The organism is Salinivibrio sp. MA440, from assembly GCF_001996265.1.
Taxonomy (GTDB): domain Bacteria; phylum Pseudomonadota; class Gammaproteobacteria; order Enterobacterales; family Vibrionaceae; genus Salinivibrio; species Salinivibrio costicola.
Genome location: NZ_MUFI01000007.1, coordinates 96530 through 117952, shown reverse-complemented (window position 1 = coordinate 117952; position 21423 = coordinate 96530). Strand labels below are relative to the sequence as shown.

General features: G+C 49.8%; 16 protein-coding genes and 6 tRNA genes. All 22 read left to right on the top strand.

Annotated features, from left to right (window positions below; translation table 11 throughout):
* The first annotated feature begins 94 nt into the window (after nt 1-94).
* The 22 genes from BZG80_RS03770 to BZG80_RS03665 all read left to right on the top strand — a co-directional run bounded on the left by BZG80_RS03770 (nt 95) and on the right by BZG80_RS03665 (nt 21408).
* A complete protein-coding gene (locus tag BZG80_RS03770) occupies nt 95-580 on the top strand; it encodes a CinA family protein (RefSeq protein ID WP_198532917.1) in 486 nt (161 codons plus the stop codon).
* A 130-nt stretch (nt 581-710) separates the two neighbouring features.
* Nucleotides 711-1760: a recombinase RecA gene (gene recA, locus BZG80_RS03765; RefSeq protein WP_021022081.1), complete on the top strand. Its 1050-nt coding sequence runs from the start codon at nt 711-713 to the stop codon at nt 1758-1760.
* The gene (locus BZG80_RS03760) at nt 1760-2227 is read left to right on the top strand and encodes a regulatory protein RecX (protein ID WP_021022080.1); all 468 of its coding nucleotides are present in this window, start codon (nt 1760-1762) and stop codon (nt 2225-2227) included. Before recA ends, BZG80_RS03760 begins: the two co-directional genes overlap by 1 nt.
* A 128-nt stretch (nt 2228-2355) precedes the next feature.
* Nucleotides 2356-4938 (top strand): alanine--tRNA ligase, encoded by a 2583-nt coding sequence (alaS, locus tag BZG80_RS03755; protein WP_077678769.1) that lies wholly within the window; start codon nt 2356-2358, stop codon nt 4936-4938.
* A 441-nt stretch (nt 4939-5379) separates the two neighbouring features.
* Nucleotides 5380-5577, top strand: a complete 198-nt coding sequence (csrA, locus tag BZG80_RS03750) for a carbon storage regulator CsrA (protein WP_021022078.1) — start codon at nt 5380-5382, stop codon at nt 5575-5577.
* A 197-nt stretch (nt 5578-5774) separates the two neighbouring features.
* Nucleotides 5775-5867: transfer RNA gene (locus tag BZG80_RS03745), tRNA-Ser, on the top strand.
* A gap of 24 nt (nt 5868-5891) precedes the next feature.
* Nucleotides 5892-5968, top strand: a tRNA-Arg gene (locus BZG80_RS03740).
* A gap of 8 nt (nt 5969-5976) precedes the next feature.
* Nucleotides 5977-6069, top strand: a tRNA-Ser gene (locus BZG80_RS03735).
* A gap of 42 nt (nt 6070-6111) precedes the next feature.
* Nucleotides 6112-6188, top strand: a tRNA-Arg gene (locus tag BZG80_RS03730).
* 56 nt (nt 6189-6244) lie between these two features.
* Nucleotides 6245-6321: transfer RNA gene (locus tag BZG80_RS03725), tRNA-Arg, on the top strand.
* A gap of 26 nt (nt 6322-6347) precedes the next feature.
* A tRNA-Arg gene (locus tag BZG80_RS03720) sits at nt 6348-6424 on the top strand.
* Between the two features lie 458 nt (nt 6425-6882).
* On the top strand, nt 6883-7131 hold the full coding sequence (locus tag BZG80_RS03715; protein WP_021022076.1) for an oxaloacetate decarboxylase subunit gamma: 249 nt from the start codon (nt 6883-6885) through the stop codon (nt 7129-7131).
* Between the two features lie 31 nt (nt 7132-7162).
* Nucleotides 7163-8965 (top strand): sodium-extruding oxaloacetate decarboxylase subunit alpha, encoded by a 1803-nt coding sequence (gene oadA / locus BZG80_RS03710; protein WP_077678768.1) that lies wholly within the window; start codon nt 7163-7165, stop codon nt 8963-8965.
* Nucleotides 8966-8974: 9 nt separating this feature from the next.
* Entirely contained in the window at nt 8975-10105 is a 1131-nt protein-coding gene (locus BZG80_RS03705; protein WP_021022074.1) for a sodium ion-translocating decarboxylase subunit beta, read from the top strand.
* 208 nt (nt 10106-10313) lie between these two features.
* Nucleotides 10314-11270, top strand: coding sequence for an NADP-dependent oxidoreductase (locus tag BZG80_RS03700; RefSeq protein ID WP_077459773.1), 957 nt, complete (start codon nt 10314-10316; stop codon nt 11268-11270).
* Between the two features lie 5 nt (nt 11271-11275).
* Nucleotides 11276-11698, top strand: coding sequence for a YqaA family protein (locus tag BZG80_RS03695; protein ID WP_021022072.1), 423 nt, complete (start codon nt 11276-11278; stop codon nt 11696-11698).
* A gap of 10 nt (nt 11699-11708) precedes the next feature.
* Complete coding sequence (locus BZG80_RS03690) at nt 11709-14558, top strand: M16 family metallopeptidase (RefSeq protein ID WP_077678767.1); 2850 nt, start codon at nt 11709-11711, stop codon at nt 14556-14558.
* A 95-nt stretch (nt 14559-14653) separates the two neighbouring features.
* Complete coding sequence (gene gshA / locus BZG80_RS03685; protein WP_021022070.1) at nt 14654-16231, top strand: glutamate--cysteine ligase; 1578 nt, start codon at nt 14654-14656, stop codon at nt 16229-16231.
* A 14-nt stretch (nt 16232-16245) separates the two neighbouring features.
* The gene (locus tag BZG80_RS03680; protein ID WP_077678788.1) at nt 16246-16863 is read left to right on the top strand and encodes a transglycosylase SLT domain-containing protein; all 618 of its coding nucleotides are present in this window, start codon (nt 16246-16248) and stop codon (nt 16861-16863) included.
* A gap of 28 nt (nt 16864-16891) precedes the next feature.
* Nucleotides 16892-17410, top strand: a complete 519-nt coding sequence (gene luxS, locus BZG80_RS03675) for an S-ribosylhomocysteine lyase (protein WP_021022068.1) — start codon at nt 16892-16894, stop codon at nt 17408-17410.
* 281 nt (nt 17411-17691) lie between these two features.
* A complete protein-coding gene (locus BZG80_RS03670) occupies nt 17692-18771 on the top strand; it encodes a substrate-binding domain-containing protein (RefSeq protein ID WP_021022067.1) in 1080 nt (359 codons plus the stop codon).
* Between the two features lie 3 nt (nt 18772-18774).
* Nucleotides 18775-21408, top strand: coding sequence for a LuxQ periplasmic sensor domain-containing protein (locus BZG80_RS03665; protein ID WP_077678766.1), 2634 nt, complete (start codon nt 18775-18777; stop codon nt 21406-21408).
* Nucleotides 21409-21423: the final 15 nt, after the last annotated feature.

Below are 21423 nucleotides of genomic sequence, written 5' to 3'. Positions count from 1 at the left end.
AAAATGGAACGTTAAGGGCGTTAGAATACGTGATCGGACCGCAAGGGGTAAAGTTGTGGTGCAGGTTTCTCAACCCAATAAAAAGGAGTGCGCAGTGGACCCTTTATTCTCATTGGCAAAGCGTTTGGGTGATGCCCTATTGGATACAGAATTAACCGTGACTACCGCGGAGTCATGCACCGGCGGCGGTATTGCCTATTGCCTGACCGATGTGCCAGGCAGCTCGCAGTGGTTTCAGCAGGCATGGGTTGCCTATAGCAACACCGCAAAGCAAGCATTAGTTCATGTCCCCACGGATTTACTGGCCCAGTATGGCGCAGTGAGCGAGCCTGTGGTCAGCGCGATGGCGGAAGGTGCATTGGCCGAGGCTAACGCAGGATTAGCGATTGCGGTCAGTGGTGTTGCAGGACCGAGTGGTGGTAGCGATGATAAACCGATCGGTACTGTTTGGTTTGCTTGGGCGTGGCACAATGGTGAAACGGATAGTGAAGTATGTCATTTTGATGGTGATCGGCGCGCCGTGCGTGAACAAACCATTGAACATGCACTCTCATTTGCGCTACAGCGATTGTCGCCATAATCGGAGGCGTGTCGCATCCGATAGATTTTTTCTAAACAGGGCTAGACACTGTATAAATGGACAGTATACTTAGCCCATTAATGATAGCTTTTATCTCATAGAGATAGCGTTTTATTTCCTGGAGACCGAAATGGACGATAACAAAGAAAAGGCGCTCGCAGCCGCACTCGGGCAAATCGAAAAGCAATTTGGCAAAGGCTCAATCATGCGTCTGGGTGATGACCGTACCATGGACATCGAAACCGTATCGACCGGCTCTTTGTCTCTGGATATTGCGCTAGGTGCAGGTGGCCTACCATTTGGTCGTATCATCGAAATCTATGGACCTGAGTCATCAGGTAAAACGACATTGACCCTAGAAGCCATCGCTGAAGCACAAAAAAAGGGCAAGACTTGTGCGTTCATTGACGCGGAACACGCACTCGACCCAATCTATGCGCGCAAGCTGGGTGTCGATATTGATAACCTGTTGGTGTCTCAGCCCGATACTGGCGAACAAGCTTTGGAAATTGCTGATGCGCTGACGCGTTCCGGGGCCGTTGATATGATTGTTATCGACTCGGTCGCAGCCTTGACGCCAAAAGCTGAGATTGAAGGCGAAATGGGCGACTCCCACATGGGTCTGCAAGCACGTATGCTGTCACAAGCGATGCGTAAGCTGACCGCCAACATCAAAAACAGCAATACCATGATGGTCTTTATCAACCAAATTCGGATGAAGATTGGTGTGATGTTTGGTAACCCAGAAACGACCACAGGCGGTAATGCATTGAAGTTCTATGCATCGGTCCGTTTAGATATTCGCCGCATTGGTGCGATTAAAGAAGGCGATGAAGTGGTGGGTAACGAAACCCGCGTCAAAGTGGTAAAAAACAAAGTCGCCGCACCGTTTAAACAAGCAGAGTTCCAAATTCTTTATGGTCAGGGTATTAACTTGCAGGGCGAGCTGGTGGATCTGGGTGTGAAACATAAGCTGGTGGAAAAAGCCGGTGCCTGGTACAGCTATAAAGGTGACAAAATTGGCCAAGGTAAAGCCAATGCATGTAAATACCTGAAAGAAAACCCCCATATTGCTGAAGAAATTGACACCACCTTGCGAGAGATGTTGCTGCAGCCAGGCCTGAACAACGAAGCTGTAGACGCCAACGTTGAGGCAGATACTGAGGACGAGAAGCTGTAATGGCGGCATCGTGCCAAGAAATAGCGGTGGGCCTGTTGGCTCGCCGCGATCACTCTGTCCACGAGCTAACACAAAAATTGTCTCAACGCGGATTTGATGACGACGCAATTACCCTCACTATTAATGACTGCTTAGAACGAGGCTGGTTAGATGACGCGCGCTTTGCTACCAGCCTGTTGCGTCAGGGAATAAACAAACATCATGGCTGGTTGCGTATCTGCCAAGATGCGAAACGTAAAGGCGTTGATATTGAGCTACTCGCCCGCGCAGAGCAAGACGCTGAAGTGGATTGGTACCTAGTCGCCAAAGAAACAGCGATACGTAAGTATGCTGACCTAGATGGCCGTCTTCCTCCTGTTGAACACAAGGTGAAAGCGAAACGCATGCGTTTTTTACAATCGCGCGGTTTTAACTTTGATCAAATCCAATACGCGCTGAATGACGACGATATCGACCCGCATTTCTAAACCAATCCTACTCTGTCTCTTTTCCCCACGCGATCGGTTGTTTACAATGGCGTAAACAATACGATGCTCCCATCGCGTCATTACCATAACCGGTTGCTAACGCAATATTCGATTATCAGGATTAGCCAATGTATATGAGCACTGATGAGATCCGTACAGCGTTTCTCAAGTTCTTTGAAAGCAAAGGGCACCAGATTGTGCCTAGCTCATCGCTCGTCCCTGCCGACGACCCAACACTGTTGTTCACTAATGCAGGCATGAACCAATTTAAGGACACCTTCTTAGGGGCCGAGAAGCGAGACTACACACGTGCGACCTCAGCACAACGTTGTGTGCGCGCCGGCGGTAAACATAACGACCTTGAAAATGTAGGCTTTACCGCTCGTCATCACACCTTTTTTGAAATGCTCGGTAACTTTAGTTTTGGTGACTACTTCAAAAAAGACGCGATTGCTTATGCGTGGGCGTTTTTGACCGAGACGATCGGTTTGCCAAAAGAAAAACTGTTGGTGACCATTTACCACACTGATGACGAAGCGTTTGATCTTTGGCATAACACCATCGGTGTACCGGCGGATCGCATTGTGCGTATCGGCGATAAAGAAGGCGGAAAGCCGTATGAGTCAGACAACTTCTGGCAAATGGGGGATACCGGACCTTGTGGGCCTTGCAGTGAAATTTTCTACGACCACGGTGAGCATATCTGGGGAGGACCTCCAGGTACGCCTGAAGAAGACGGTGATCGCTTCATTGAGATCTGGAACATCGTTTTCATGCAGTTCAATCGACAAGCTGATGGCACCATGGAGAACCTCCCTAAACCGTCAGTTGATACGGGAATGGGGATTGAGCGTATCGCCGCGATTAAGCAAGGCGTGCACTCCAACTATGAAATTGATGTTTTCCAGCAATTAATTAAGCAAGTGGCTGACATCATCGGAGTTGAAGACCTGACCAATCAGTCTTTGCGTGTGGTCGCTGATCATATCCGATCTTGTGCGTATTTGATTGTCGATGGTGTGATGCCTTCTAACGAAGGGCGCGGCTACGTGTTACGTCGAATTATTCGTCGTGCGGTGCGTCATGGTAATAAGTTAGGCAGCAAAGACACCTTCTTCTACAAGTTGGTGGGGCCGTTGGCCACCATCATGGGCACGGCCGGCGAAGATCTGCGTGCGCAGCAAACCATGGTTGAAAAAGTCCTAAAAATTGAAGAAGACAACTTTAGTCGTACTCTTGAACGCGGCATGTTAATGCTAGAAGAAGCGTTAGATAAAGTGGATGGCGATGAGTTGGATGGCGAGACCGTCTTCAAGCTTTACGATACCTACGGCTTTCCAGCGGACTTAACCAACGATGTCGCGCGTGAGCGCGGTTACCGCATTGATGAAGCCGGTTTTGAAGCGGCGATGGACGCTCAGCGTCAACGAGCGCGTGAAGCCGGTCAATTTGGCACCGATTATAACCAAACGATTAAAGTCGACCACGGCTCTGATTTCTGCGGTTACACAGGCACAGAGGCGAAAGGTCAGATCACTGAGATTTTCGTGGAGGGTGAATCGGTCGACCATCTGGCATCGGGCGATCACGCGGTGGTTATCCTCGACCACACCCCTTTCTATGCCGAAGCCGGTGGTCAGTGTGGTGATACAGGCATCATTGATACCGACCAAGGGCGTTTCACGGTAACGGATACCCAGAAGATCGGGCAGGCGATTGCTCATTATGGTGCTTTATCCGAAGGACAGCTAAGTGTTGGCGCGCAGGCAACCGCGCAAGTCGATGCCAAGCGTCGTCATGCGGTGGCCATGAACCACTCAGCCACGCACCTGTTACATGCAGCGCTCCGTGAGGTGCTCGGCGATCACATTGCGCAAAAAGGGTCCTTGGTGCGCGCTGATGGTTTGCGCTTTGATTTTTCTCACTTAGAGCCTGTGACTGCCGATGAGCTAAAAGCGGTAGAGCGTATCGTTAATGAGCAAATTCGCGCTAACAATGCAGTACAAACGGAAGTCATGGATATCGACGCTGCGAAACAAAAAGGCGCGATGGCATTGTTTGGTGAGAAATACGACGACGAAGTGCGCGTATTGAGTATGGGCGACTTCTCCATCGAGCTTTGCGGTGGCACGCATGCCAATCGTACCGGCGACATTGGTATGTTCAAAATCGTTTCAGAGGCAGGTATTGCAGCTGGAGTTCGTCGTATCGAGGCCATTACAGGTCAAGCGGCGATAGATAATGTGTACCAAACCCAAGCCGACTACGAGGCCAAATTGGATGAAGTGCATGGCAAAGCTAAAGGGTTGGAGAAGCAAATCCAACAACTGAAGCAAAAGCTCGCAGCACAAGAAAGCGCTGGATTGATTAACCAAGTGCGCGAAATCAATGGCACTAAGGTACTGATCAGCCAACTCGATGGGGCAGATAACAAGGCACTGCGTAGTATGGTTGATGATCTCAAAAACCAAATGGGGAGCGGGATTGTGCTTCTCGGCAATGTCGCCAATGATAAAGTAGGCTTGATTGCGGGTGTGACCAAAGATCTCACCGGTACAGTGAAAGCGGGTGAGCTGGTCAATGTTGTCGCGCAACAAGTCGGTGGTAAAGGCGGTGGTCGCCCTGATATGGCGCAAGCGGGTGGTAGCGATGTAAGCGCATTACCCAGCGCGTTAGCCGCTGTCGATGCTTGGCTTGCCGAACGGTTATAATTCGCTAAAAAGCATTTAAGAAAAGTCAAGAAGGTCGCCATGCGCGGCCTTTTTTTGTGATCTAGATTAATAATTGCACTTTTTTTTTGATTCTGTATAGTGCACGCCTTAGGCGATGTGTCGGTGCTGAGCGGTGATATCGCTTACATTTTATCGCTTTGCTGACCAGTGCAACACTGATTTCTCTTACTCTGTTGTCTCAGATCACGCGCCTTTATGGCTAACGGTATGATGATAAAACAGTAAATTTCTCTGCCCTTTTCTGGATATGGTGTGATAATTCGGCCATAGTGTGAAGTGCGGGTAACAAAACCTCCCGCATTGGCATCACGAGCAGGGAAATAATCCAACGATTGCAGATAGCGAGCCGATACGCTGGCGGGTTATCTGGCTCAGAAACTAATTGAATAAATAAAAGATTGATACTCAAGGAGTAGAAGCATGCTGATTTTGACTCGCCGTGTTGGCGAAACCTTGATGATTGGTGATGAAGTCACCGTCACTGTGTTGGGTGTAAAAGGTAACCAAGTACGTATTGGTGTGAATGCACCGAAAGATGTCTCTGTACACCGCGAAGAGATCTACATGCGTATTCAAGCCGAAAAAGGCGCGCCAGCCGGTAGTCAAAACGACTACTAACAAAGCAAAAGAGGTCGACCAGGGTCGGCCTTTTTTATGGTTGGTTTTCCCATAAAATCAAAATGAAACGGCGATAAAACCAACAATAAAAACACCTGGTGGGTGATAATTGTCCATTTGTTAGTAACAAGGCGACTTTTCCCCGAAAAGTGTTTGACATATATCTGGCTCAAAGTAATATGTGCACCCGCAGCGACGGTGAGGTGGCCGAGTGGCTGAAGGCGCTCCCCTGCTAAGGGAGTATACGGTTTGTAGCCGTATCGAGGGTTCGAATCCCTCCCTCACCGCCATGTTGTTGCAAGCAAGATAGATGCGCGTCCGTAGCTCAGCTGGATAGAGTACCTGGCTACGAACCAGGCGGTCGGAGGTTCGAATCCTCCCGGACGCGCCACTACTTGCGGTGAGGTGGCCGAGTGGCTGAAGGCGCTCCCCTGCTAAGGGAGTATACGGTTTGTAGCCGTATCGAGGGTTCGAATCCCTCCCTCACCGCCATTATCGACAAGCCTGCCTTGTGATAATTGCAGTAAAAGATGTGCGTCCGTAGCTCAGCTGGATAGAGTACCTGGCTACGAACCAGGCGGTCGGAGGTTCGAATCCTCCCGGACGCGCCATCACCTCCATGGAAGACCCGCAACACCGTTCAGGATGAACACAAGATTGACGACACGCGCTCGTAGCTCAGCTGGATAGAGTACCTGGCTACGAACCAGGCGGTCGGAGGTTCGAATCCTCCCGAGCGCGCCATCTTCAATCTATGCAAATCCGTCAGCGCGTCCGTAGCTCAGCTGGATAGAGTACCTGGCTACGAACCAGGCGGTCGGAGGTTCGAATCCTCCCGGACGCGCCATTTTGCATTACCTCTTCCTTCTCCTTATTTCCATTTCGCTATCTTTTCATTGTCACCCAAATCGACTTTTCTGTTTATTATTTTCGCTATCGCTATCGCTATCGCTATCGCTATTGGACAGCGTGTTGTGATACTGGAAAAACGCTTTTTCCAAAAATGGCATAGTGCGCCTCTATTAATAGCCAAACCGTCAAAACCCTCTATGTACCAGGACGTTTCATCGCGCGATTAACGGACTTGGACGAGATAAATACGCCCTTACGAGTGGCGGTTGTTCGCGTGCGATGAGTGCATCATGACCCGTGTTGTCAGGTAACAAAAACACAACACGAGATTGTCATTTATGCGAATTGTTAGTATTTTGAACGCCGATGATGAAATGGCCACCAAGATAAATGAATAATAACGGGCCATCCGCGCATCATTGCCAGTAAGAGTGAGTAACAAGGAAGACAACCATGGATTTAGGCCCGCTTTTAGAACAAGCACTGACGCTGATGCTGACCGGTATGGTTGTGGTGTTTGTGTTTCTTTCTACGTTGATTTTTTTGGTCCACCAACTAGAACGTTTTGGTGACCCGACCCCGCCAGCTGCTGCTAAGGCACCCGCTAAGCCTAACGCACAACCTGCATCGGAAAACGTATCGCCCGATGTCGTTGCCGCGATCACTGTCGCTGTCCAGCAGTACCGCCAACGCCATCGTTGAGTGGTAAGGCACATATAAAAAGGAGTTTGTTATGTCTACGCCGTTAGCTATTACCGATGTGGTATTGCGTGATGCCCATCAGTCGTTGTTTGCCACACGTCTGCGTTTGGACGATATGTTGCCGATTGCCGCCGAGCTCGATCAGATTGGGTTCTGGTCATTAGAAACATGGGGTGGCGCGACCTTTGATGCCTGTATTCGCTATTTGGGTGAAGACCCTTGGGTACGGTTGCGAGAGCTTAAAAAAGCCATGCCTAATACCCCGATGCAAATGCTTTTACGTGGGCAGAATCTCTTGGGTTACCGCCACTACGCCGATGATGTGGTATACAAGTTCGTTGAACGTGCTCATGCCAACGGTATGGATGTATTCCGCATCTTTGATGCCATGAATGATGTGCGTAACTTTCAAGCCGCTGTGGGTGCGGCAGTGGACGTAGGTGCCCACGCTCAGGGAACGATTTCTTACACCACTAGCCCTGTGCATACCATGGATACCTGGACCGATTTAGCCAAGCAGTTGGAAGATCTTGGCTGTCACTCTCTGTGCATCAAAGATATGTCCGGCCTGCTTAAACCTTATGAAGCGTATGAGCTCGTGAGCCGCATAAAATCGACCTGTGATATTCCCCTGTCGCTGCATTGTCATGCGACCACAGGGTTATCAACAGCAACGGCGGTTAAAGCAGTAGAAGCGGGGTTAGATGTCCTGGATACGGCCATTTCCTCAATGAGCCAAACTTATGGGCATACCCCGACTGAAACCGTTGTTGCGATGCTTGAAGGCACCGAGCGTGAAACTCATCTTGACCTGAATAAACTTGAATCGATTGCGGCTTACTTCCGTACCGTGCGGAAAAAATACGCCCAATTTGAAGGGCAGTTAAAAGGCGTCGACTCACGTATTTTGATCGCGCAAGTGCCCGGCGGTATGTTGACCAACATGGAAAGCCAGCTTAAAGAACAAGGCGCGGCTGACAAAATGGATGAGGTCTTAGACGAGATCCCGCGGGTGCGTGAAGACTTAGGATATATCCCCTTAGTTACGCCGACCTCACAAATTGTCGGATCGCAATCGGTCATTAATGTATTGACCGGCGAGCGTTATAAGAGCATTACTAAAGAGACTGCTGCGCTGTTAAAAGGCGAATACGGAAAAGCCCCCGCACCGGTCAATGCAAAATTACAAGCGCGCGTGCTTGACGGTGAACAAGCGATTACCTGCCGTCCGGCGGATAAATTAGCCCCCGAAATGGAAAACTTGACGCAGGCATTAACCGATAAAGCGTCGACAGAAGGTGTGAGTTTGGCGGAAGAGACGATTGACGATGTCCTCACTTACGCCTTGTTCCCACAAGTGGGTTGGAAATTCCTCCAAAATCGTGGCAATCCTGATGCGTTTGAACCGGTACCCACCGGAGACTCCACGCCGCCAGCAACGCCCGCGGCGAGCCCAGCGAGCCAAGTTGAGGTTGAAACTTACAGCGTGCGCGTTAATGGCCAGGTGTATCAAGTGGATGTCGGTCCCGATGGCGCACTAGGCGCGATCCAAACTGCTAACGATGTCGACAATGCGCCTACAGCACCGCGTGCCCCGGTGTCACAGCCGGCATCTACCCACGCAGAGCCAGTCACCGCACCGTTAGCGGGTAATATCTTTAAAGTCATGGTGACCGCCGGTGAGCATATACAAGAAGGTGACGTTCTGATCATCCTAGAAGCGATGAAAATGGAAACCGAAGTCAGGGCTGCGCATGCTGGCACTGTCCAAGATGTACAAGTAAAAGAAGGCGACGCCGTGACTGTCGGCATGCCGCTTTTACATTTAGGATAAGAGGGCAGCATGGAAGGATTAATGATCCTGTGGTCGGAAACTGGACTGGCGAATTTCCAGTGGCCACAGCTGGTGATGATGGCCGTCGGTTGTCTGCTGCTCTTTCTTGCGATCCGACGTGGGTTTGAGCCTTTGCTTCTGTTGCCCATCGGGTTTGGGGCAATCTTGGCGAATATTCCCAACGCGGGTTTTAACGAGCCGGGCGGTTTGTTGTATTACGTCTACCATGTCGGGATTGATACGGGGGTTTTCCCGTTATTGATCTTTATGGGAGTGGGGGCGATGACCGACTTTGGTGCCTTGATTGCTAACCCGCGTACCTTGCTTTTAGGGGCGGCGGCGCAATTTGGCATTTTTGCTACCTTGTTCGGTGCTATCTTGCTCAACTTGGTCCCAGGCATGGAATTTAGCCTTCAAGATGCAGCATCAATTGCGATTATTGGTGGTGCGGATGGGCCGACGGCCATCTTCTTGGCTAGCCGACTATCGCCGGATCTTCTTGGCGCGATTGCAGTCGCGGCCTATAGTTACATGGCGTTGGTGCCAATTATTCAACCGCCGATCATGAAGTTGTTCACCTCGCCACAAGAGCGCCAAATTGAAATGAAACAGCTGCGTCATGTCTCGAAAACGGAGAAAGTGCTGTTTCCTTTAGCGGTCTTGATGATGACGATCTTATTCTTACCCTCCGCAACGCCCTTGGTTGGTATGTTTTGTCTGGGCAATCTGATGCGTGAGTGTGGCGTCGTCGATCGGTTATCGAGTACTGCGCAGAATGAGTTGATCAACATTGTGACCATTTTCTTGGGGCTTGCCGTTGGTTCCAAGCTAGAAGCGGATAAGTTTCTTCAGTTTGAAACCTTGGGGATCTTGGTGCTCGGAGCGGTCGCGTTCAGCATCGGCACCGGAACGGGCGTCTTAATGGCGAAGCTGCTTAACCGGTTTAGCCGCGATCCTATCAACCCACTGATTGGTGCGGCCGGCGTCTCTGCCGTGCCAATGGCTGCGCGCGTGGTGAATAAGGTTGGACTGGATGCCAATCCACATAACTTCCTGCTGATGCATGCGATGGGGCCGAATGTGGCTGGCGTGCTTGGCTCTGCTGTCGCAGCGGGGATATTGTTGGCGTTAGTCGGATAGCCGTGCGATGTGAATGTAGAGACAAACCGTAGCAAAAACAAAACACGTGAACAGTGAAAAGAAAACAGCGGCAGGCATTGAGTCTGTCGCTGTTTTTGTTAAGACTAGGGGTTTACGCGTTGCGATGACCCTGTGCTTTTTTATTATCTGCGCTATCAAATTTATTACCTGCGCCATGAAAGCATAATGGCATGCGAAAGGAGTCAATATGTCGAATAACTTGTCTCTTGCGATTACCGAATTCGGTGCGCCAGAGGTTCTCTCCCCAGTAAACCGTGCTATCCCCTCACCGTCGGAAGAGCAGGTGTTAATTCAGGTAAAAGCCGCGGGCGTGAACCCGATCGATGCTAAAACCCGTGCCGGACTGGGTTGGGCGGCGGAACATAACCAAGATAAGCTGCCTTGGGTACCCGGTTACGATGTGGCCGGTGTGGTGGTGGCAAACGGCACCAACGAAAGTAAGTTTGATGTGGGGGATCGCGTGGCAGGAATGATTGGTTTCCCGACCGAGGGAGGGGGATATAGCCAGTATGTGGCTGCCGACGCCGGACTGCTTTCCACGGTACCACCCAGTGTCCCAATGGTGGATGCTGCCGCGGTACCACTTGCCGGGCTCACAGCGTGGCAAGCGCTCGAGCATGTCAAGCTCGCCCGTGACGAAAAAATACTGATTTTGGCGGGGGCCGGGGGAGTGGGCCACCTTGCGGTACAATTAGCAGTAAGAACGGGGGCTGAGGTGTATGCGACAGCATCGCCGGGCAACCATGAATTTTTGCGCCAGCTGGATGCGAAACCGATAGACTATCACCAGGCACATTGGGCGACAGCGCAGGGCGAGTTTGATGTACTGATTGATTTGGTCGGTGGCGATACGGGCATTGAAGCACTTGCGAGCCTAAAAACCGGTGGACGTGTGGTCACGGTGCCGACCAATACACGTGATATGATCACCGCTGCTGCGGCCGAGCGAGGATTAAAAGCCACGGGGATGCTGGTTGAGCCCAACACCTGGCAAACTCAGCGCTTGCTTGACATGCTTGATCAAGGCGAGCTTCATATTGATATTGCCGCTGTCTACCCTCTAGAACAAGGGGCGCAAGCCCATAAAGCGCTCGAGTCTGGTCATACACGCGGTAAGCGAGTATTAGAAATGCCGTCGTCGTAACAACCATGGACGACTGGTCGGCGTTGGCGACACTGTTTGTCACCAGCTTTTTGAGTGCCACTTTGTTGCCAGGTGGTTCAGAAGCGAATTTGGTTTACTTATTAACTCAGCAACAGTTTGCTGATGGCGTAATTGTAGCTATTGCGACCGTCGGAAACACCCTTGGAGGCATGACCAACTATGCTATCGGCCGTTGGATTCCGGATTATCAGCCGCACCAACGCTGGCATCGTCGTGCGCACTTGGGACTACAACGTTATGGTTATGCGGCTTTATTATTGAGTTGGGTCCCCATCATTGGCGACCCCTTGTGTGTGGTCGCCGGTTGGCTACGTTTGCGTCAATCATGGTGTTGGGCGGTTATCTTTATCGCCAAAGCATCGCGTTACATGGTTATTGTTTGGTCATTTAATTGGGTCACTGGGTAGGAATCATCATATGCAACGCTTATTGTTCGTCGCTGTTCTCGTTTTATCCGTTCTGACAGGGTGTCAGCGACTGGAAACATCGCCTCCTGCAACGCCAAAGGGGGTGACCTGGATAAAAACAGTCTCGCCACCACCGGGCAGTGCCCAAGTGCCTTATCAACAGTTTACGCTCGATAACGGGCTGACTGTTTTGCTGCACCAAGACCACTCCGATCCCTTAGTCAGTGTCGACATGCGCTATCATGTTGGCTCTGCGCGTGAGGAGCCTGGCAAATCCGGCTTTGCGCACTTTTTCGAACATATGATGTTTGAAGGCTCAGAGCACGTTGACGATCATGGTAAGCGTATCAAAGAAGTCGGTGGCTATAACAATGGCTCGACGAATCGCGATACTACCCAGTATTATCAAACGGTGCCGGCTAATGAATTAGAACGTGTACTTTGGTTAGAATCCGATCGCATGGGTTTTCTGTTGGATGCCGTGTCGCAGCGTAAGTTTGAAGTGCAGCGTGATACGGTGAAAAACGAGCGAGCCTTTCGGATAGACAATGTTCCCTATGGCCGCGTTAACGAAACCATTAATCAAGCGCTATACCCCGAAGGTCATCCTTATTCATGGCCGGTGATTGGTTACGTGGAAGATTTAGACCGCGTTGATGTCGATGACCTCAAGCAATTCTTCTTACGTTGGTACGGTCCCAACAATGCCACCTTGACCATTGGTGGGGATCTTGATGTACAACAAACCTTAGCGTGGGTGAAAAAGTACTTTGGTGACATCCCGCAAGGGCCAACTATCCCCGCGGCAGACCCTCAGCCTGTCACTCTGGAAGCCGATCGATTTGTCACTTTAGAAGATAAAGTGTCGCAGCCTGTTTTGATCATGAGCTTCCCCACCAGTACGCCTGAGACAGACACCAGTACGCGTCTGAGTGTCCTGGCCAATGTGTTGGGACAAGGGCGAGATAGTGTCCTTTACCAATCATTGGTGCAAACGGGAAAACTGCTTAGTGCAGGCGCATCGCATCAGTGCGGTGAGCTTGCATGCACCTTCGAAATTTATGGTGTCGGCAGTCAAGATCAGTCGTTAGCTGAGGTGCGCACGCTACTGCGCCAGAGCATGGCGACATTTGCGGCGCAAGGCGTTGACCAAGACGATATCAGCCAAATCAAAGCCATGGTAGAAGCGGATAACATTTTTGCCCTACAAAGCGTCGATGGCAAAGTAGAACAACTAGCCAGTGACTATACGTTGCATGGCGACGCAAGCATACTGACACAACGCCTAGCCCGTTTGGATGCTGTAACGCCTCAAAAGGTGATGGACAGTTATCAACAGTGGGTAAGCAATCAACCTGCGGTTAACCTCAGTGTGGTGCCTGAAGGGCGTCAAGATTTGGTCGCTCATCCGGCAAACTTTGTCTATCAGCGCCCTGATTATCGCCACGTCGCTAGCCAAAATAATGCGGATACACTGGCGTTACGCAACACGCCTGAACGCTTTGACCGCAGCCTGATCCCGCCCCCGAATGGAAGCGTGACTGTCCATGTTCCTACTATTTATCGCGCGGAGCTCGACAATGGTATTCACCTGGCAGGCACCGTCAGTCGCGAGACCCCCACGGTGACCTTGCAACTTCGCTTGCCGGCAGGTGTGTTGATGGCGCCGAATGATAAGCGTGGTATCGCCGAGCTCACGGCTAGTATGATCACAGAAGGCGGCGCGGGAATGTCGGCCGCGGAATTAACCCAAGCGCTAGATAAGCTTGGCAGTCAGATGAGTGTTAATCCAGAGGCTTATCATACGACATTGACCGTGACATCCTTGAAAAAGCATCTGGGAGAGACGCTTCAATTAGTGAATAAGGTGATCAGTGCACCGACGTTTGCGGAGCAAGATTTTGAGCGGCTCAAAAAACAAGCATTAGAGGGAATGGCGTCACGCGCCGACGATGCGGGCTGGTTGGCAGATCAGGCTATTAGCCAATTGCTTTATCAAGATGCAACCTTCCGTGCCCCGCAAGGTGGTGTGGCAGAAGACGTTGCCGCACTCACCCTTGCCGACGTTAAACGCTTTTATCAACAGCATTATGTGTTGAAAGAAAGTCAGCTTGTCGTGGTGGGTGATTTGTCCCGTGAGCATGCGATCAATCTCGCTAACCGGATTCAACCTTGGCAACCGACTCCTGAGGGGCATGCTCAAGTTGCAAGGCCCGTGCCTCGAGACGAAAAAAGTCCACAAATTTGGTTAGTGGATAAACCACAAGCGCCACAAACCAGTATTCGTATGATACGTCATGGCATGCCTTACGACGCAACCGGCCCCATGTTTAAAACCCGCTTAGCTAACTTTAATCTCGGCGGAAACTTTAATGCCCGCATCAACCAAAACTTACGCCAAGATAAAGGTTACACCTACGGCGCCCACAGTGCTGTGTATGGTGGTCGTCAAACTGGGACCATTGAAGTCGGTGCCGATGTGCGTGCGGATGCCAGTGCCGAGGCCATTAAAGAGCTTTGGAAAGAAATGGCCCACGCGCACGAAAATGGATTTACTGAGCAAGAGCTTGCCTATTTACGTCAATCGAGCGGCCAGCAGGATGCACTCAATTATGAAACACCGTGGGAAAAAGCGGGCTTGATTGCGCACATTGAGGCGTTTAATTTGGATGATGACTATCGTGAAGCCCAAAAAGCCATGCTGTATTCACTGACACGCCAACAACTAAATGCCCAAGCATCGCGCTGGTTCGATCCTAACGACTACCAAATCATCGTGGTTGGCGATGCAGAGCGTTTGGAAGGGGATCTGCGTCAACTTGGCTTGCCAGTCAATAGGCTGGCGTTAGATTACCGTTAATACCGGTTGGATAAACTTACCCCGCTGCGTGATGGCTTTTGAGCAATAGCTTGTTTATATTGACCACCACGCAGCATACAAATAAGAGATACATTTTGACTGATTTCACCCAACGGTTAGCGCGGTTAGCGCAAAACCCAGACGCATTAAAGGGGATAGCCCGAGGGCTCGAGCGTGAAGCACTTCGTATTACACCGAATGGTCACTTAGCGCAAACTGCGCACCCAGACGCACTTGGCGCCGCATTGACGCATCGTTGGATTACCACCGATTTCGCCGAGTCGTTATTGGAATTTATTACTCCAGTCAACACCTCGGTGAAAGGGATGTTAGACGAGTTGCAGGATATTCATCGTTTTACCTATCAACAGATGGATGATGAACAGCTCTGGCCGATGTCAATGCCTTGTGTGGTCGCATCGGAAGACGATATTACTTTGGCGCAATATGGCAGCTCGAATATTGGTCGGATGAAAACGCTTTATCGGCAGGGACTCAAACACCGCTATGGCAGTGTGATGCAAGTGATCTCGGGCGTGCATTTTAATATCTCACTCCCTGAGGCGTTTTGGCAGCACCTGTATCACTCAGAGACTGTTAGCCAAGCTGCGGTGACACAAGGCTATTTTGATTTGATCCGTAATTACTACCGCCATGGTTGGATGATCCCTTACCTGTTTGGTGCATCACCGGCTTTGTGTGGATCCTTTATCAAACATACTGACAGTCCGCTGGCGTTTGAGCACATGCCATCGGGAACCTGTTACTTGCCGTATGCAACGTCCCTGCGTTTGAGTGATTTAGGCTATACCAACAACGCCCAAGCCGACTTGAAAATAGGCTTTAATACATTAGAGCAATATTTAGAAGGATTACGTCGCGCTATTCGTACCCCTTCGCAGCAATTTGCACAGTTGGGGATTCGTGACGGTGAAACCTATCGACAACTCAATACCAATATGCTGCAAATTGAGAATGAGCTTTATGCTCCGATTCGACCAAAGCGTAATGCGGAAAGCGGCGAAAAGCCGACCGAAGCACTAAGCCGCGGCGGAGTAGAGTACATAGAAGTCCGCTCACTAGATGTGAATCCTTACAGCCCTATTGGCATTGAAGAAGATCAAGTGCATTTTCTCGATTTATTTGTGTCTTGGTGTGCGTTATCGCCCTCCGACCCCATGTCCGATCCGGAACTGAATTGCTGGCGGGATAACTGGAATAAAATTGTACTTGAAGGGCGAAAACCCGGCTTAACCTTAACCACAGGATGCAATGGCGGTACCTTAACTCAGGCCGAGTGGGGACGTCAGGTGATGGCAGAGCTGAAACAATTAGCCAAAGTGATGGACCAGACCGTTGGTGATAGCCGCTATGAGCGCGTATGCGACAAAATGATTGCGTGTTTTGATAACCCCGAACTAACCTTATCAGGGCGTGTGCTGGCAGACGTGATTGCACAAGGCGGAATTGGTGGTGTTGGCCTAAGCTTGGCGAGTGAGCACAAGAAGGCATTGGCTGATGTGCCGTATCAGGTTCACAGTGATGTCGACTTTCTCCGAGAAGCCGAAGACAGTATGGCACGTCAAAAAGCGGTAGAAGCCAGTGACACACAAAGCTTTGAGCAGTTTCTAAACGCTTATTTCAAAGATGTGCCGATGGCAGAAAGCTGGTAACTGGAATAATGGCGATGAGCAGGACGCGTATTCTCAACCGATTAGGGATAATCACCGCCATGATATTGTTACCCGGGTGCGCGACGCCGCCACCGGATAACCCCAGCAATGTCTGTGCGATTTTCGAGCAAAATCCTGACTGGTTTGAGGCGGCCGTCGAGATGGAAGACAGCTGGGGGACGCCTATTCAGGTCGCGATGGCATTTGTGAAGCAAGAAAGCGCGTTCGTTCACGATGCTTTGCCTCCACGTGACTATGTATTAGGCATTTTACCCTGGGGGCGAGTGAGCAGCGCATATGGTTATGCGCAAGCACAAGACCCCGCGTGGTCAGACTATCAAAAAGCCACAGAAAATGGCGGCTCTCGCACCGACTTTGCCGATGCGTTACAGTTTATAGGCTGGTACACATCAGAAACGCATCGTCAGCTTGGGGTGTCGCAATGGGATGTTTACCGGCAATATTTAGCTTACCATGAAGGAAGAGGCGGATTTCAACGTGGCTCATTTGAGCGAAAACCTGGGCTCAAACGGGTGGCGCGTAAAGTCGAACAACAAGCAAAGGACTACGGTTGGCAGCTAAAAGGGTGCCGGCAACGACTAGAAGACAATCTGAGCTGGTGGCCATTTTAAGGCCGCAGTGATGAATGAAGGAGGAAAGATGCCACTACTAGATAGCTTCACGGTTGACCATACCCGCATGAATGCACCGGCGGTAAGGGTCGCAAAAACCATGCAAACGCCCAGCGGTGACACCATCACTGTGTTTGATTTGCGTTTTTGTCGTCCCAATGAACAGCACTTAACCGAAAAAGGGATCCATACCTTGGAGCACCTTTTCGCTGGCTTTATGCGTAATCATCTGAATAGTGACAAGGTGGAGATCATCGATATCTCACCGATGGGCTGCCGCACCGGTTTTTATATGAGCTTGATTGGCGAGCCCCAAGAGTCGGAGGTTGCTAAAGCATGGGAGCTTGCGATGGAAGATGTCCTTATTGTTCCTTCGCAAGATAAAATTCCGGAGCTTAACGAATATCAATGTGGTACTTATGAGATGCATTCGTTGAATGAAGCCAAAGATATTGCTCGTGCAATCATAGATGCAGGTGTGACCGTCAACAAAAATGATGATCTATCGCTGCCCGAATCGATGTTGCAAACGTTGCGCGTCGATTAAAACGCGACCAGTCATCCCTCTGCGGTAACACTGCCTTCTGTGTTACCGCCCCCCCTCCCGATTTGAGTGTTCTTTTCATTATTTTTGTCTCAATAGCTAGATAAACCCAAGAGAAGTGTAGGCGTCGTTGCAGCTTTTTTGCCTGTTCAAGCACGCTTCTGCATTTTGTCGCTGCGTATTCGCCTGGGTTTCGCTAAGCTGACAACTGAAATCGACCATCAAAAAAGGCTGTGAAACCCAAAGTGAGTTTACGCACAAGACATCATATTCGGCCCATCAGTATGTATCATTACCTGCTAGGTATCATGTTGTTGGTGACGGTGCCGAGTGCGCAAGCGTCGTTAAATGGCTATTGGTCATATGACGAGTTTCTTGCACGGTATCCTGAGCAAAAAGCGCTGACGGCAACACTCGATAAACAAGTGCAAGCCGATCCTGCGCCAATGCAACGTGCGCTGGCACCGATAAAAATTTCAGTGGTCGTGCCGGGTCAACAAATCTCTGATTATTGGCAGCGTAATGTGCGAGCGTTCGAACGTCGCTTACAAGCGCTTAATATTCCTTATCAGTTAAAAGAAGTCACAACACGACCGAACAACGACATACGAGAACAAAGTGCGTCTTTGTATGCGGCACTGCGTGACGGTGCCGACTATCTTGTGTTTACCTTAAACAGTGTTCGTCACCGTAAGTTTATTAATCATGTGCTATCACAGAAAAAAACCAAGCTCATATTGCAAAATATCACCACACCGGTAAAAGCGTGGCAAGGTAATCAGCCTTTTCTCTACGTGGGGTTTGACCATCAGCGCGGCAGTCAGCTACTGGCTGATTATTATCAAACGCGTTATCCGAAAGGGGCGAGTTACTCGGTGTTGTTTTTTTCTCAAGGTTATGTGAGTGATGCACGTGGGGACACTTTTATTGAAACCATGAGTCGCCATGGTGATAGTCAATTGGTCTCGGCTTATTACACCAAAGGTGACCAACATTCTGGTTATCAGGCAGCCAAAGCCATGTTAAACAATAATCCGCAACTCGACTTTATTTATGCTTGCGCGACGGATGTGGCGTTTGGGGCAATCAAAGCGCTTGAAGAGTTGGGAAGAGAGGAAGTTGGTGTTAACGGCTGGGGAGGCGGGTCCGCTGAATTGGATGCTGTTATGTCAGGACAACTAGACGCAACCGTGATGCGTATGAACGATGATACCGGGGTGGCGATGGCTGAAGCCATCAAACGCGATCTACAACAAAAAGCTGTGCCTGTTGTGTACTCAGGTCGGTTTAACGTCGTCACTCAATATGATGATCCGGATCGAATAGAAAAACTTAAGCAACATGCATTTAGATACTCGGATTAGATCATGCCCACCTTTGGTTCACCTAAATTATCACTCTCGCAATTACTGACTCGCTTGATTGTGGTCTTCTTCTTATGTGTGACCGCGGGCGTTTACATACAAAGTTACCAGTTGACCTTAGCGGGGATTAATCAAGAGATTAGCCGTACTTTGGCACAAACTTCTCGTCTATTGCAAAACGTCTTTGATAGTCGCTTAACGGCACTGCAAATTCACCAAAATACCAATGCTGCAAGTATGACACTTCAGTCACTGGTCGCCAGTGAAGACAGTGACGCACTTGATGACTATTTTATCGAACAAGAGCAACAAGATGTTGCAAATACCCCTGACTTTCGTTTTATCGCTAAAGACGACCGTGTGTTATGGCATGATGGCAGTAGCTTGTTTCACGGTATTGATAATGAGGGGTTGGATCAGCTGCGTTTGCAATTACGAAGTATTAATCGTTGGACCTTAACCACTGTCACCACGGATACAGAGCAAGGTTATTTACTGATGCGGAAAACGCCGATCGTTTTTCAATCAAACGGTAAACTCGGCGGATATTTGTATGTGGTCGTGATGCTGAATGGCAACTTTTCGTTTGTGAAAAGTTTGCAGCGTGCCAGTGACACTCAGGCGGTATGGCTATCGGCAGACAATGCAACCTTAGCATCTACTCTTAGTGGTAACGATAACATAGGCAAGGCGTTAACGTTGCCGAGCGAGGAGAGCAGTCAAGCGTTTCGGCACTATTTAGTGAGCCAATCCAAGCTTCGCATCGGCGGTGAGTCGACCAAAATTTCATTGTTATCGGCGCAACGTAATGACAATGTTGTCACATTACAGCGGCAAATGGGCATCAACTTATTACTCACTACCCTAATTATTATTATCGCTGCTTTTTGGGTCAATCGTTTTGTGAAAACCCGGGTTGCGGATTCGCTCGATAGGCTAATGCGATATAGCCAAGGGGCGCGATCACGTCAACGTACCTTGCCGTTTGCCGGATCCGATATTGAAGAGTTTAATCACATCGGCAAAACTCTAGAGTCGACTTTTCATGCGCTGCACGAGAAAGAGCGCTCCCTACAAGATTTATTTGATTACGCGCTATCACCGATTATTGTTTGGGACACGGACTTTGCTATCACCCGTATCAATCCAGCAGCCAAGTTAAAGCTGAACTATGACGAACAAATCCATGCCTCAAGCTGGTTGTATGATCAGTTTATGTATGCCATCTCTCCTCATCTAAAGCGCGCGGTTAATGGGACCATCCTCAAAGGGGTCAATATTGAGATTGACCGTCGCGTTTACCGATGGAATCTTGCACCTTTAATGGTTGATAACCAAGTCAAAGCGGTGATCGGCCAAGGTCAAGAAATTACATCTCTTATCGAAGCCGAGCAACAAAGCCAGCGAGCCAAAGAAGCAGCGGAAGCCTCCGCGCGCGCTAAATCAGAGTTCTTAGCCAAGATGAGCCATGAAATACGCACGCCGCTTAACGGCATTTTGGGGATCACGCAAATATTAAATGATAGAGCCGAGGATAAGGCACAAAAAGACCTACTTGGTAGTTTATACCAAAGTGGTGAGCACTTACTCACAGTGCTCAATAATATCCTCGATTTGTCTAAGATCGAACAAGGTAAAATGACCATCGAGTATGGGGAGTTTTATCTCCAAGATATCATTCGCACGGTGGAGAACATTTACACACCGCTTTGTGAAAGCAAGTCTATCTTATTGAATATCGATGCACCGATTGCGGCTGATACCATGGTGCGCTCGGATCAGTCCCGCCTCACACAAATCTTATTCAACCTAATGAGTAATGCGATAAAATTTACTCATGCAGGGCAGGTTGGGCTGACGGTCACGCTAGCGCGACGTGAAGTAGAAAAAACAGACGAGAATGAAAATTCGTCAGATCAATCTACATTGCGTCAATATACATTGCGTCAATCTACATTGCGTCTCGTAGTGAGTGATACCGGGATAGGAATGAACCAGCAGGCGCTTGAGTCTTTGTTCGATCCCTTTGTACAAGCGGATTCCAGTGTGACGCGGACTTATGGTGGTAGCGGCCTGGGCCTGTCGATTGTTAAAAGTCTATTAGACTTACTGGAAGGTGACATTGATGTGACCAGTGAGCCAGATAAAGGCAGCCGCTTTGTGGTCGAGGTGCCGCTCACCTTGGTGGACAATAAACCGGCCAAGGCGCCAGAAAACGTGCCTTTCGATCCTGTGTCGCTCGGCATCAAGCGCGTCTTATTAGTTGAGGATAATAAGATTAATGCTATGGTCGCCCAAGCATTTTGCCATAAATATCATATTGAGGTGGAGTGGGTGAAAGATGGAGAACAAGCATTAGCGCGCCTTCAGCAAGTGCAGTATGACTTGGTGTTGATGGATAACCATATGCCCAATCTTGGTGGTGTGGAAGCAACGCAGGCCATACGGCAAACGCTCGGGTTAAGTGTCCCCATCTACGCTTGCACGGCCGATGCGTATGGCAGCGTGCATGACGCTTTTTACCAAGCAGGCGCGGATTACATCATCGTCAAACCGATTAAAGAAGCCAGCTTTATCGAGGCGCTCCGCCACTTAAAACTCCGCCACTTAAAACATGGCGCACACGCTGACTCATGAGTGTGAGAGTTAACG